Raw genomic sequence first — 12767 nt, 5'->3', positions numbered from 1 at the left:
CGACGTGGAAAACAATACAGCACGTGGAGGGGTGCTCGCTGCCGGGTTGGGGGTGGGTGGGTCGGGACAGGTCGGAGTGGGTCAGGGGGTGGGGTGGCGGGCGTCGTAGGTGAGGAAGGCGGGGCGGCGGGCGGCGAGGAGGAGGACGGCGGCGACGCAGGCGAGGCCGCCGGTGATCACGGAGGTGGCGGGGTTGGTGAGGGCGGCGACGGCGCCGGACTCGAAGTCGCCGAGGCGAGGGCCGCCGGCGACGACGACGATGAAGATGCCCTGGAGGCGGCCGCGCATCTCGTCGGGGGCGGCGACCTGCATCATCGTGTTGCGGAAGATCATGCTGACGGTGTCGGCGCAGCCGGCGACCGCGAGCAGGAGGAGGCCGAGCCAGAGGTTGTGGAGGGCGCCGAAGGCGGCGATGGCGAGGCCCCAGGCGGCGACGGCGACGAGGACGGCGGCGCCTTGGCGGTGGATGCGGCCGACCCAGCCGGAGAAGAGGGCGCCGGTGAGGGCGCCGACGGCGGGGGCGGCGACCAGGAGGCCGACGGTGCGGGCGTCGCCGCCGTAGAAGGTGACCGCGATGGCGGGGAAGAGGGCGCGCGGCATGCCGAAGATCATCGCGGCCAGGTCGGCGAGGAAGCTGGTGCGCAGGTTGGGCTGCTCGCGCAGGAAGCGGAGGCCGTCGAGGACGGAGGCGCGGCCCTTGCGGTCGCCGAGCGGGCGCATGGCGGGCAGGCGCCACATCGCGTAGAGGGTGCCGGCGAAGGCGACGGTGTCGACCAGGTAGGCGGCCTGGGTGCCGTAGGCGCCGATGAGGATGCCGCCGAGCATGGGTCCGACGGTGAGGCCGAGGTTCATGCTGACGGTGTTCAGCGCGTTCGCCGCGGGGAGCTGGTGGCCGGGGACGAGCCTGGGGATCATCGCGGAGCGGGCGGGCGAGCTGAGGGCGAAGAAGCCGGCCTGGGCGGCGACGGCGGCGTAGAGGACGGCGACCTGGCCGAGGCCGGCCAGGGCCTGTACGGCGAGGACGGCGGAGACGACGGCGAGCCCGGCCGACCCGATCAGGCCGAGCTTGCGCCGGTCGACGGTGTCGGCGATCGCGCCGCCGTACAGGCCGAAGGCGACGAGCGGGAAGAAGGAGAAGAGGCCGACCAGGCCGGTCGCGAAGGCGGAGCCGGTCTCGTCGTAGACCTGGACGGAGACGGCGACGGCCGTCATCTGCTGGCCTATGGAGGAGACCGCTTGCCCGAACCAGACCCGGCGGTAGTCGGGGTGGTCGCGCAGCGGGCTGAGGTCGGCGAAGGCCCGCCGGTACCAGGGGAGGGTCTCGGTTCCGGCCGGCGGGGAGGAGGCGTCGGAGGGTGGCTCCTCCGCCGAAGAGGCGGCGGAGGCCTCGGCGGCATCGGATTCTGGGGCAGGGGCAGGCGTCGGGGCGGGGTCGGACGCCGGGGCGGGATTGGCAGGATGATTGGTCGACACAACCCTCCATGGTCCGCCCCGGCCTCCCCGCTCCCCGCACCGGGGCCGGGCAGCGGCCCGTCCTACCTGGTCAGGACCTGCTTCTCCCCCGCCTCCACCGCGAAGTCAAGCCGGTTGCCCGGCGGCGGGAAGGGGCAGATGAAGTGGTCGGCGAAGGCGCACGGCGGCAGGTAGGCCCGGTTGAGGTCGAGGACGGTGCGGCCGTCCGCGTCCGGGGCGGGGAGGGTGATGAAGCGGAACCGGTAGGTGTCGATGCCGCTGGTCGCGTCCGCGATGACGCCCGTGAGGCGGTCGCCGGAGCGGCTGACGGTCAGCGTGCGGTGCTCGCCGGCGACGGTGAAGGCGATCTGCCCGGTGACGGCGAGCGGGCGCTCCTTGCCGTCCGCGTTGGGGACGAGCACGGACTGGGCACCGTCCTCCTCGAACGGGGTGAAGACGGCGGGGACGGCCCACTCCGGCGAGTACGGGTAGGCGGAGATTCCCGCGAAGGCCGTCCGGCGCGGCGCGGCCGGGTCGAAGACCCGCAGGGCGAGCTCGCCCTCGCGCTCGATCGGGACGAGCACGACGTCGCCGAGGGTGGCGGTGTCGGCGGCCGGATCGGTGTCGGGGCGGAGCAGCGCCTCGCCGTCGACCGGCCCGTCGGCGCCGCCGACGGTGATGCCGTCCGCGGCCGCCGCCCGGACCCGGACGCCCTCGGCGTCGGCCCACCAGCGCCCGGGCAGGCCGACGATCTCGGCGGGTTCGGGCTCCAACCAGTGCGTGCCGGTGAGTGCGAGCTGGCCGTGTGGCGCGCTCACCGACGCCGCCCGGCCGTCGCTCCAGTGCTTCCAGTCCTCCGCGGCCGTCGCCGTCATCGGTACACCCTCCCACTGCGGTCCTCGGACGGCCCGCTGTTCGGGCCGTCCAACTCGGTCACCCACCACAACGCCGCGCACCCGGACGGATCATTCCCGCCTGCCGGAACCGCCACAGGGCAGCCACAGGGCGGCAACACGGCGTCACGACGGCAGCACCACCGACGCCGACATCCCGGCACCCGACACCCCGGCACCCCGGCACCCCGACACCCGGCCGCCGACGCGCCCACGCGCCCACGCGCCCACGCGCCCGCCCCGTCAGCGGCCGGCGCCCAGCGGCCGGAACAACCCCTCCTGCACCACCGACACCACCAGCCGCCCGCTCCGGTCGAAGATCTGCCCGCGCGCGAGGCCGCGCGCGCCGTGGGCGATCGGGGACTCCTGCTGGTACAGCAGCCAGTCGTCCGTGCGGAACGGGCGGTGGAACCACATCGCGTGGTCCAGCGAGGCCATGTCGAAGTGCCGGGTGCCCCAGAGCGGCTCGACGGGGGCGCGGACGGCGTCGAGCAGCGTCATGTCGCTGGCGTAGGTGAGGGCGCAGACGTGGATCAGCGGGTCGTCCGGCAGCGGGCCGTCCGTCCGCAGCCAGACGCCGCTGCGCGCCTCGACCCCGGCCAGCTCCTCCTTCGTCCAGCGCAGCCGGTCGACGTAGCGGATGTCGAAGGGCTGACGGCGGCTGATGAACGGGGGGAGTTCGCCGAGCCGGGAGCCGACCTCCTCCAGCGCGCTGGGCAGGTCCTCGGGCGCGGGGACGTCCGGTATGGGGTGCTGGTGCTCGATGCCGCCCTCTTCGGGGCGGTGGAAGTCGGCGGTGAGGGCGAAGATCGACCGGCCGCCCTGGATGGCGAGCACCCGGCGCGTGGTGAAGGAGCGGCCGTCGCGGATCCGGTCGACCTGGTAGACGATCGGCACGCCGGGCACCCCGGGGCGCAGGAAGTAGGCGTGCAGCGAGTGGACCGGGCGGTCGCCGTCCACCGTGCGCCCGGCCGCGACCAGCGCCTGCCCGGCGACCTGGCCGCCGAACGTCCGCTGCAGCGCCTCCTCGGGGCTGCGCCCGCGGAAGATGTTCAGTTCGATCTGCTCCAGGTCGAGCAGGTCGACAAGGTCGTCGACGGGGGTACCCATGCGTGCGCTTCCTCTCCAGGCCCACGGCCCCGGCGGAGGTCTTCCGCCCGGCTCCGGCGCCCGTCCTGATCGAATTCTCCAACCCACTCGAATTCTCGGGCGACCGGGGTCATTCCCGCGTACCGGGCCGAAGGAGCCGATTCACTCGAACGAGTAAGCGAGCAGTCAGGGAGAAGAGCGGTCACCAGGCGGACGAACGCACGCCCGGGCTCATGCCTCCCCCGCCGCCAGCCCCGACTGCCGCACGGTGATGTTGAGTCGGCCGACCAGGCCAAGCGCCGGATCCGCCGTGCCGGGCAGCGTGCGCACCACGCCGTGGTACGCGAACCGGGTCGGGCCGCCGAACACCAGGAGGTCCCCGCTGCGCAGTTCCAGGTCGGTCCACGGGCGGGTCCGGGTCTCGGTGTTCCCGAGTCGGAACACGCAGGCGTCGCCGAGCGAGAGTGAGACCACGGGCGCGTCGGTCCGCTCGTCGCGGTCCTGGTGGAGGCCCATCTTCGCGCCGTGCGGGTAGTGGTTGACGATCGCGGTGTCGGGTTCGTACGACGCGGCGCCGGCGATCTGCCGGGCGTCCGGCCCGTAGGCGTCGGCGACGGCGCGGCGGGCGAGGCGGTCGAGTTCGAGCGGGAACGGCTTGACGGGCGTGCCGTCCTCCGCGTCCCTCCGATAACCGTACGGATACCAGTGCCATCCGAGGCTGACCATCCGTACGGACATCATCCCGCCGGTGGGCATCCGCACGGCGTGCAGACCGGCCGGTGGGCGGGCCCACTCCCGGCAGGCGGCGACCAGGCGCAACTGGGCCTCGGCGTCCAGCCAGCCGGGGAGGAGAACGGCGCCGGGGGCGGGCTCGGCGCGCCCGCGCGCGGCAGCGGACCCCGACCGGCCGCCCGGGACGGCACCGGGCAGGTCACCGAACAGTTCACCCTGGATCACCCCACCATCCTCCCGCACCGCCACGGCCGAAGCCCGGCCGGCCTCAGAAACCCTGGCGGCCTCAGAAACCCGGCCGGTCTCGGGAGCCCGGACCACCACCGGGGGCCGGACCACCACCGGGGGCCGGACCGCCACCGGGGGCCGGACCACCACCGGAGGTCGGACTGCCACCGGAGGTCGGACCGCCACCGGGAGTCGGCGATCCACCGATCAACCCCAGCTCCCGCGCGCAGTCCGGCCACGCCTCCCAGCCCTGCCGTCGGAGGATCTCCTCGCCGACGGTCGTCTGCCCCCGGCGGCTCGCGTGGTCCGGGCGGTCGGCGAAGCGCAAGCCGCCCGCGGCCTCCCAGGTGGGCGGCCAGATCTGCAGGCCGCCGTAGTAGCCGTTGCCGGTGTCGGCCTGCCAGTCGCCGCCGCTCTCGCACTCGGCGAGGCCGTCCCACACGACGTCCGCGACCCGGACCGCCGCACCGGCCCGCTCCCAGGGGATCGCCGAAGGCCCCGCCAGCAGCACCACGACGACGCCCAGCCGAAGCACGACCCGGCACATACGCTCGTCAAACGGAAGCGGCACAGCAGCCGACCCTAGGCTGCTCGCCGCACGCCCCTCCCCAACGACACTCCGAACACGCCGAACGCGCCAGAAACAGCAGAAACGCCACAAGCACCGAAACGCCAACGGCCGCTCCCCCGCGAAGCGGAGAAGCGGCCGTGGTGTCAGCACAGCGCCGGGGCCGGGAGGCCCGCTGAGCCGAGCTCAGGCCGGGGACGTCGGACAGCCGACATCAGGCGGCAGACCCCGGAGAGCCGGTGTCAAACGCTCAGCCGATCGAGCACTCAGCTACCCAGAGGACCAGAGGCTCAGAGGCTCAACTGATCAGACGCTCAGGGTCTGGCCCGGGAGGATCAGGTCGGGGTTGCCACCGATGACCTTGGCGTTGTTCTTGTACAGGTCGTGCCAGTCCAGGCCCTGCGCGGCGGCGATCGAGCTCAGGGTGTCACCGGACTTGACGGTGTAGCTGTCGCCCTTGGCCGGCTTGGCGTCGTTCGAGCCGGTCCAGCCCTTGGCGCCCTTGGCGGCGTCGTTCTTCGGCGCGGCCTTCGGCGCGACGTCAGCCTTCGGCGCAGCGGCGGCCTTCGGGGCCTGGGTCTGCGCCGGCTTGGCGGCCGGGGCGGCCGGCTTCGCGGCGGTCGAACCGGCGGTGGAACCGGCCGAGGTGTCGACGGCCGCCGGGGCGCCGCCCTTGGTCAGGCCCGCCTTGACGGAGCACACGGGCCAGGCGCCCGGGCCCTGCGAGGCGAGCACCTTCTCGGCGACGGCGATCTGCTGCGCCTTGGTGGCCTGGTTGGCCTGCGAGGCGTAGGCGGTGCCGCCGAAGGCGGCCCAGGTGCTGGAGGTGAACTGCAGTCCGCCGTAGAAACCGTTGCCGGTGTTGATGGCCCAGTTGCCGCCGCTCTCGCACTGGGCGACGGAGTCCCAGGTGGAGACGGAGGCGGCGGAGGCCGAGGTGGCCGTGACGAGGCCGGCCACCGGCAGGGCCGCGACAGCGGCGCCCGCCACGACAGCCATCCGGACGCGGTTGCGCTTGGTGGCCGTGGAGGTGGTGGCAGCGGCGGTCTCGTGACGGAAGGTCATGGGGTTCCTCTCGAAAGCCCCGGGCGGGCATGCGGAACCAGGCCCTGGAGAGGGCCGCGTTCACTTGCCGCGTCCGTCGGGCGACCGTGCACGTGTCGGACGTGCCGCTTGCCGCCCCGGCCACCCAGCCGCTCGCCGGCGACCTCTTCGAGCGATCGCGTCGGCGGGCACCTGCCGCATCCGGCGGGAAGCCGGAGGGGCGGTGCGTCGGGGGTGAACCCGGGTGGCGCTCGTTGCGCCGCCAATGAAGCTACGAGCCGGTCGGCGGGGAAACCAAAACTCCACCGGTCTGCCCAGCTCAGCCAAGGGTTACCAGCGGTAATAACCGCACAATCATGCCCGAAATGCCCGATTTAGCCATCGATTCGTAGATCAAACATCACGACGGCGTGACTCACCTCACGGTTCCATTCCGGCAGGCCTGCCACCGACATCGACACATTGCGACCACGAGAACACGCGGCGCGGTCGGATCAGAGGCAATTCCCGTCAGCCTCGTCGACCACCCGTGACGCCTGACACAAGGGCCCGTTGGTCATGGCGACCTCCCCGTATCCGCCCCCGACCGCCAACCGCACCCACCAAGAGGAGAACCCGTGCCGCGCATGCTCGACGTCAGCGACGAGGTCCGGTCCGAGATCGGCGACGACGAGGCGGACCGCCTCCTCGGCGGCGACCGCGCACCGGACAGCTACGAATGCACCTCCTGCCGCACCTCCGGCGACACCCACGCGGAGCCCACCAGCACCGTCCTGTTCGTCGGCGAGGAGACCGCCGTACTCGCCTTCGCCCACGCCCGCTGCATCCCGTCCCAGGTGGTGCCGGTGGCCGAGGAGCAACTGGTCGGCGCCGTCCGCAGCATCAGCCAGGCCCAGACCGGCGCCCCGGCCGCGCCCGCGCACCCGCTGGTGCCCATTCCCGCGCCGACCCCGGCGACCGCCCCCACCGCCCAGCCCAGCGCGCCGGGCCAGGCCGCCATCCTCGGCATCACCTGCGGGCTGGTGCTGCACGGCAAGGTCGGGCACGCCTCGCTGGTCGTCGAACCGACCGGCCCGGTCGGGCGCCCCGGCAGCACCTCCGGCGAGGACGAGTTCCTCGACCTGCTCCAGGACGCCGGCTTCCAGGCCATCACCGACCTCGACGAGACCCCGGACCAACTCGGCGGCTGGTCGGTCCTGGTGGCGATGGGCAAGCTGCACGCGATCCTGCAGCCCGCTGCCGCCGGCGGCAGCACCGGCTGGTGGCAGGCGCACCAGCCGCTCCAGGTCACCGACGCCTGGCGGATGGCCGCGAGCCAGCTCTCCGAGGTCACCATGTACGCCGTCCCGGCCGGGATGGTGGGCCGTCAGCCGCGCGAGGACCTGCTCCGCCAGGCGCTGGAGCGGGCGGTGGCACTGGGCCAGGTGGTCGCCGCCTCCCTTCCCCTCGCCGGTACCTGAGCCCCTCGGCACCCGGGACCGCCGACACCCGCCCTGTCGGCACCCAGCCCAAGCAGCGCGCGCCCGGCCCAGCCGCGCCCCCGCCCGCCCCCTCAGCATCCAGCCCCAGCCCCAGCCGCGTCCCACCCCGTCGGCACCCGGGCTCCACGCCCGGGCTCCGCACCCGGGCTCCGCACCCGCCGGAAGGCGGCCTCCCCCTCGGCACAAGCCGCCTTCCGGCCGGGCCCCGGCACCCCGCATCCCCGTGCCGCCTCACTCGTTGGCCCCTGTGTGTACAGCTACGACGTCTCCGCGTCCCCCGGCCGGTCCACCACCGCGCCCCGCTCGATCCCCGGCATGCGCCCGTCGTACGACGCGGAGCACCCGCACTCGACGACGCCGATCTACGACGAGCTGTACTCCGAGTACCGACGGCTGTTCCGCGCGCTCCCGGGCGACCGCTCGGGCGAGGAGGACCTGAAGTTCACCGGCTTCGCGGTCCGCGACGGCTACCCGGTGCTCGCCGAGCCGCGCCCGTACCCGCCCCAGCACCAGGCCTTCCACAGCTACGGGGGGCAGGCGCCCGGCCTGCCGCAGTACATGCCGAGCCAGCAGCACGGCCACTCCGCAGGGCACGCCGCCAACCACGGCGCCACCGGGCACTCCGGCCACGGCGCGATGGGCCACACCCACCACGACGCGATGGGCCACACCGGCCACAGCGCCCCTCAGCCGCACACCCACCCGCACCCCCACCCCCACTCCGAGCCCGCCGCCCCGACCAGCGACGGCTTCGGCCAGGCCGCCCCGGCAGCCACCGCCCCTCAGCACACCCCGCCCCCGCCGTCCCAGTTCACCAACGGCCAGGGCTGGGTGGCCGCCGGCTACCTCGGCCCGCTCCCGCACGCGATGCCCGCGCCGCCCCCGGCCCCCGCCCCGGCCATGGGCACCGCCACCGGCGTCGCCACCGCCGCGCCCACCGGCGGCCGCCACCGCCAGATGCTCTCCCTCCCCCCGGGCCGCAACGGCGACCACCACTGACCCACCCGCGCACCACCCGCACGACGCCCGCACGACCCCGCACACACGACGAGGGCCCCGCCACCACCGTGACGGGGCCCTCGCCCACACCTGCTGCCGACACCCACCGACCACTGCCGGTGGATCACGACGTCCTACTTCCGCTTGCGCTTCTCCCGGACCCGCACCGAGATCGAGATCGGCGTCCCGACGAAGCCGAACTCCTCACGCAGCCGGCGCTCGATGAAGCGCCGGTAGCCGGCCTCCAGGAAGCCCGAGGCGAACAGCACGAACCGCGGCGGACGGATGCCCGCCTGGGTGCCGAACAGGACACGCGGCTGCTTGCCACCGCGGATCGGGTGCGGGTGCGCGGCCACCAGCTCGCCGAGGAAGGCGTTCAGCCGCGCGGTCGGGATGCGGGTCTCCCAGCCCTCCAGCGCGGTCTCGATCGCCGGGACGAGCTTCTCCATGTGCCGGCCGGTCTTGGCCGAGACGTTGACCCGGGGGGCCCACTGCACCTGGACGAGGTCGCGCTCGATCTCGCGCTCCAGGTAGAAGCGGCGCTCCTCGTCCATCTGGTCCCACTTGTTGTAGGCGATGACGACGGCGCGCCCGGCCTCGACGGCCATCGAGATGATCCGGGTGTCCTGCTCGGCGAGGGTCTCGCTGGCGTCGACCAGGACGACTGCGACCTCGGCCTTCTCCAGCGCGGCTGAGGTGCGCAGCGAGGCGTAGAAGTCGGCGCCGGCGGTCAGGTGGACGCGGCGCCGGATGCCGGCGGTGTCGACGAACTTCCAGGTCTTGCCGGCGAGTTCGATCATCTCGTCGACCGGGTCACGGGTGGTGCCGGCCAGCTCGTTGACGACCACCCGCTCCTCGCCGGCGACCTTGTTCAGCAGGCTGGACTTGCCCACGTTCGGGCGGCCGATCAGCGCGATGCGGCGCGGGCCGCCGGGGGCGGCGTCGCCGAAGGTCTGCGGCGGGGCCTCGGGCAGCGCGTCCATGACGGCGTCGAGCAGGTCGCCCGAGCCTCGGCCGTGCAGCGCGGAGACGGGGTACGGCTCGCCCAGGCCGAGCGACCACAGGTAGGCGGCCTCGGCCTCGGTGGACGGGCCGTCGACCTTGTTGGCGCACAGCACGGTCGGCTTGCCGGCCCGGCGGATGAGCTTGATCAGGGCTTCGTCGGTGTCGGTGGCGCCGACGGTGGCGTCGACCACGAACAGGACCGCGTCGGCCTGCTCGATGCCGAGCTCGGCCTGCGCGGCCACCATCGCGTCGATGCCGAGGACGTCGATCTCCCAGCCGCCGGTGTCGACGACCTTGAAGCGGCGGCCGTTCCAGCTGGCCTCGTAGGTGACCCGGTCGCGGGTGACGCCCGGCTTGTCCTCGACGACGGCCTCACGGCGGCCGATGATGCGGTTCACCAGGGTCGACTTGCCGACGTTCGGGCGGCCGACGACGGCCAGCACCGGCAGCGGTACGTGCTCGGCGCCGTCGAAGCCGTCCACGCCGTCGACGTCGAAGCCTTCCTCGGCGGCGATGGCCATGAACTCGGCGTAGTCGGCGGCGTCCAGTCCACCGTGGTCGGTGTCGGAGTGCTCTGCGGTCATGTTCGTCTGTTCCGTTTCCCGGCGCGGCCCTTCCCAGGGGCGCGCCGTGCGTACCTGCCCCGCTCGGGGCAGCGCGATGGTTTTCTCCGCGGCACCTCGGCGGCACCGCAGCTCATTCGGCCGTTCCGGCCGTTCGGACCGGTCCGTCCTTCAGACCGGTCCGTCCTTCAGACCAGTCCGTCCTTCAGGCCGGTCCGTCCTTTCAGACCGACGACATCCCGGCCCGCTCCTCCACCAGCGCGGCGATCCGGTCGATCACCTGCTCCAGGGTGAGCTCGCTGGTGTCCACCAGGACGGCGTCCGCGGCCTGGGCCAGCGGGGCCGTCTTCCGGGAGGAGTCGGCGGCGTCCCGGCGGGCGAGGTCGGCGGCCATCGCGGTGATGGTCGCCTCGTCGACGCCCTTGGCGCGCAGCTCGGCCGCCCGGCGCTCGGCCCGGGCCCGCTCGGAGGCGGTCAGGAACACCTTGACGGTGGCGTTCGGGAACACCACCGTCCCCATGTCCCGGCCCTCGGCGACGATGCCGCGCTCGGCGACCTCGGCGCAGCCGCGCTGCAGCTCCACCAGCCGCGAACGCACCGCAGGCACCGCGGAGACGGCACTGACCTGCGCCGTCACCTCGGGGCCGCGGATCGGTCCGGAGACGTCCTGGCCGTCCACCGTGATGGTGGGACCGTCCGCGTCCGTGCCCGACACGATCACCGGCTTGCCGCACGCGACGGCCACCGCCTCCGGGTCGGCCACATCGACGTCGTTGGCCAGCATCCACCAGGTCATCGCCCGGTACATGGCGCCGGTGTCCAGGAAGCTCAGGCCCAGCCGGGCCGCCACCGCCCGCGAGACGGTCGACTTGCCCGAACCGGAGGGTCCGTCGATCGCGACGACGACCGGGGCGTGCGCTCGGTCGGCAGTGTCCACGGGGCCGAACCTCTCTCTGGGCGTGAAAGCCGGGGCCTGGGGAGGCAGACGGCAGGGGATTGTCTCCCTCAAGGTTAATGGACCGCCGCCCTACCCACTCCGCCACCCGATCGGCCCAGTACCAGCCCCCTGCCGGGCCCCCTCGGCTCCGGCAACAGCCCCGGCACCGGCGCCGATCTCAGCCCCGGCTTCAGCCCCGGCTCCGGCTCGGCGGACTCCGGGTCCGGCGGCGCCGGCCGGGGCAGTTCGGCCAGCGCTTCGACGCTGCGGTGGTCGATCCGGAAGTCCCCACCCACCACCGCCCGCAGGAACCGCTCGTTCCCCAGGTCCACCGGCCGGCCGTAGGACCCGTGCCGGGTCCCGCCCAGCGGCAACTCGATGATCATCCCCGCTCCCCCTCAACCGACCCCCTCAACCGACCCGCTCGGCCGAAGCGCTCAACCGAAGTCCTGGAAGCCGACCGGCCCCCCGCGGCCCGATCAGTCCCGGACGCTCCACCCGCTCGCCCGCAGCGCCACCGTGAGCGGCTTGACCGCCCCCGGCGCCACCGACAGTTGGACGAAGCCCACCTGCTGGCCGGTCGAGTGCTCGATGACGACGTCCTCGATGTTGACCCCGGCCGCGCCGACCTCGCCGAACAGCCGTCCCAGCTCGCCGGGCTGGTCACCGAGCACCACGGCCACCGTCTCGTACCGGGTGGGCGGCGCGCCGTGCTTGCCGGGGATGCGGGCCTGACCGGTGTTGCCGCGCCGCATGACCGCCTCGATCCCGGCCGCGCCCGCCCGGCGCTCGCCCTCCTCGGAGGCGTCCAGGGCGCGCAGCGCGGTGACGGTCTCCCCGAGGTCGGAGGCGACCTCCTCCAGGATGTCGGCGACCGCGCCGGCGTTGGCGGAGAGGATGTCGACCCACATGCCGGGGTTGGAGGCGGCGATCCTGGTGACGTCCCGGACGCCCTGCCCGGAGAGCCTTATGGCGGTCTCGTCGGCGTGCTCCAGCCGGGCGGCGACCAGCGAGGACACCAGCTGCGGGGCGTGCGAGACCAGGGCGACGGCCCGGTCGTGCGCGGCCGCGTCCATCACGATCGGCATCGCACCGCAGAGCGCGACCAGTTCCAGGGCGGCGTTGAGCGTCTCGGTGTCGGTGTCGTCGGTGGGGGTGAGCACCCAGGGGCGGCCCTCGAACAGGTCGGCGCGGGCGGCCAGCGGGCCGGAGCGCTCACGGCCGGCCATCGGGTGGCTGCCGATGTAGTGGACGGTGTCGCAGCCGAGCGCGGCGACCTCGATGCGCGGGCCGTCCTTGACGCTGGCGACGTCGGTGTACCAGCGGGCCAGGTTGCGGCGCTGGCAGTCGGCGAGCACCTTGCCGACCAGGGCGGGCGGCACGGCGATGATCGCCAGGTCGACCGGGCCGTCGGCCGGCTCGGTGATGCCGGCGCCGAGCGAGGCGGCGGTCCGGGCGGCGTCCGGGTCGGCGTCCTCCAGATGGACGGTCAGCCCGCGGCCGGCCAGGGCGAGCGCGGCGGAGGTGCCGATCAGTCCGGTACCGACGACGGCGGCAGTGCGCATGGCGGGTCGCGCTCCTTCTCGAATTCTCGGGCTTCGCGTTCTGGGCTTCGCGTTCTGGGCTTCCCGGGTGGCCCGGCCTCGCCGGTTCTCGGTCCGGTCTGCGCCCCGGCACGGGCCGGGAGCACCCGCGACCCATCCTCTCGCATCCGCCCCACCCACGCCCCCACCGCCCACCCGCTGGGCAACCGCGGCGGCCCCGCCCCCGTCCCAC

Annotated in this window: 11 protein-coding genes; 2 read left to right on the top strand and 9 right to left on the bottom strand. The window is 73.9% G+C overall.

The features are described from left to right. Window positions 1-81 precede the first annotated feature (81 nt). From ABT015_RS27795 to ABT015_RS27770, 6 genes are all read right to left on the bottom strand, one after another. The gene (locus ABT015_RS27795) at window positions 82-1473 is read right to left on the bottom strand and encodes an MFS transporter (protein ID WP_402449786.1); all 1392 of its coding nucleotides are present in this window, start codon (window positions 1471-1473) and stop codon (window positions 82-84) included. Window positions 1474-1535: 62 nt separating this feature from the next. Further along, window positions 1536-2327, bottom strand: a complete 792-nt coding sequence (locus tag ABT015_RS27790) for a DUF1684 domain-containing protein (protein ID WP_350883735.1) — start codon at window positions 2325-2327, stop codon at window positions 1536-1538. A gap of 261 nt (window positions 2328-2588) precedes the next feature. Continuing rightward, window positions 2589-3455, bottom strand: coding sequence for an acyl-CoA thioesterase (locus ABT015_RS27785; RefSeq protein ID WP_350883732.1), 867 nt, complete (start codon window positions 3453-3455; stop codon window positions 2589-2591). 210 nt (window positions 3456-3665) lie between these two features. Then, window positions 3666-4364 (bottom strand): alpha-ketoglutarate-dependent dioxygenase AlkB, encoded by a 699-nt coding sequence (locus ABT015_RS27780; protein WP_350883786.1) that lies wholly within the window; start codon window positions 4362-4364, stop codon window positions 3666-3668. A gap of 88 nt (window positions 4365-4452) precedes the next feature. Next, window positions 4453-4929, bottom strand: a complete 477-nt coding sequence (locus tag ABT015_RS27775; protein WP_350883730.1) for a transglycosylase family protein — start codon at window positions 4927-4929, stop codon at window positions 4453-4455. Window positions 4930-5268: 339 nt separating this feature from the next. Next, the gene (locus ABT015_RS27770; protein WP_350883728.1) at window positions 5269-6027 is read right to left on the bottom strand and encodes a transglycosylase family protein; all 759 of its coding nucleotides are present in this window, start codon (window positions 6025-6027) and stop codon (window positions 5269-5271) included. A gap of 596 nt (window positions 6028-6623) precedes the next feature. On the opposite strand from ABT015_RS27770, the gene ABT015_RS27765 reads away from it, so the two are divergent. Together ABT015_RS27765 and ABT015_RS27760 are read left to right on the top strand one after the other, a co-directional pair. Beyond that, window positions 6624-7466, top strand: coding sequence for a DUF8842 C-terminal domain-containing protein (locus ABT015_RS27765; RefSeq protein WP_079135943.1), 843 nt, complete (start codon window positions 6624-6626; stop codon window positions 7464-7466). Window positions 7467-7736: 270 nt separating this feature from the next. Beyond that, a complete protein-coding gene (locus ABT015_RS27760; RefSeq protein WP_350883725.1) occupies window positions 7737-8486 on the top strand; it encodes a hypothetical protein in 750 nt (249 codons plus the stop codon). Window positions 8487-8620: 134 nt separating this feature from the next. Here ABT015_RS27760 and der read toward each other — a convergent pair whose 3' ends face one another. From der to ABT015_RS27745, 3 genes are all read right to left on the bottom strand, one after another. Next, window positions 8621-10075 carry a ribosome biogenesis GTPase Der gene (gene der, locus ABT015_RS27755; RefSeq protein ID WP_350883723.1) on the bottom strand — a complete coding sequence of 485 codons (1455 nt, stop codon included), beginning with the start codon at window positions 10073-10075 and terminating at the stop codon, window positions 8621-8623. A gap of 202 nt (window positions 10076-10277) precedes the next feature. After that, window positions 10278-10991: a (d)CMP kinase gene (cmk, locus tag ABT015_RS27750; protein ID WP_350883721.1), complete on the bottom strand. Its 714-nt coding sequence runs from the start codon at window positions 10989-10991 to the stop codon at window positions 10278-10280. A 479-nt stretch (window positions 10992-11470) separates the two neighbouring features. Next, window positions 11471-12556 (bottom strand): prephenate dehydrogenase, encoded by a 1086-nt coding sequence (locus tag ABT015_RS27745; protein WP_350883719.1) that lies wholly within the window; start codon window positions 12554-12556, stop codon window positions 11471-11473. Window positions 12557-12767 lie beyond the last annotated feature (211 nt).

The organism is Kitasatospora sp. NPDC094016 (assembly GCF_040304045.1).
In the GTDB taxonomy this organism is placed as follows: domain Bacteria; phylum Actinomycetota; class Actinomycetes; order Streptomycetales; family Streptomycetaceae; genus Kitasatospora.
Note: the sequence above shows the minus strand (reverse complement) of the source record. Positions and strands in the feature narration are given on the sequence as shown.

Excerpts from the sequence above, each read along its gene's own strand:
- ABT015_RS27790 (WP_350883735.1), bottom strand. The coding sequence starts at position 2,327 with ATGACGGCGACGGCCGCGGAGGACTGGAAGCACTGGAGCGACGGCCGG.
- der (WP_350883723.1), bottom strand. The coding sequence starts at position 10,075 with ATGACCGCAGAGCACTCCGACACCGACCACGGTGGACTGGACGCCGCC.
- ABT015_RS27745 (WP_350883719.1), bottom strand. The coding sequence starts at position 12,556 with ATGCGCACTGCCGCCGTCGTCGGTACCGGACTGATCGGCACCTCCGCC.
- ABT015_RS27785 (WP_350883732.1), bottom strand. The coding sequence starts at position 3,455 with ATGGGTACCCCCGTCGACGACCTTGTCGACCTGCTCGACCTGGAGCAG.
- ABT015_RS27770 (WP_350883728.1), bottom strand. The coding sequence starts at position 6,027 with ATGACCTTCCGTCACGAGACCGCCGCTGCCACCACCTCCACGGCCACC.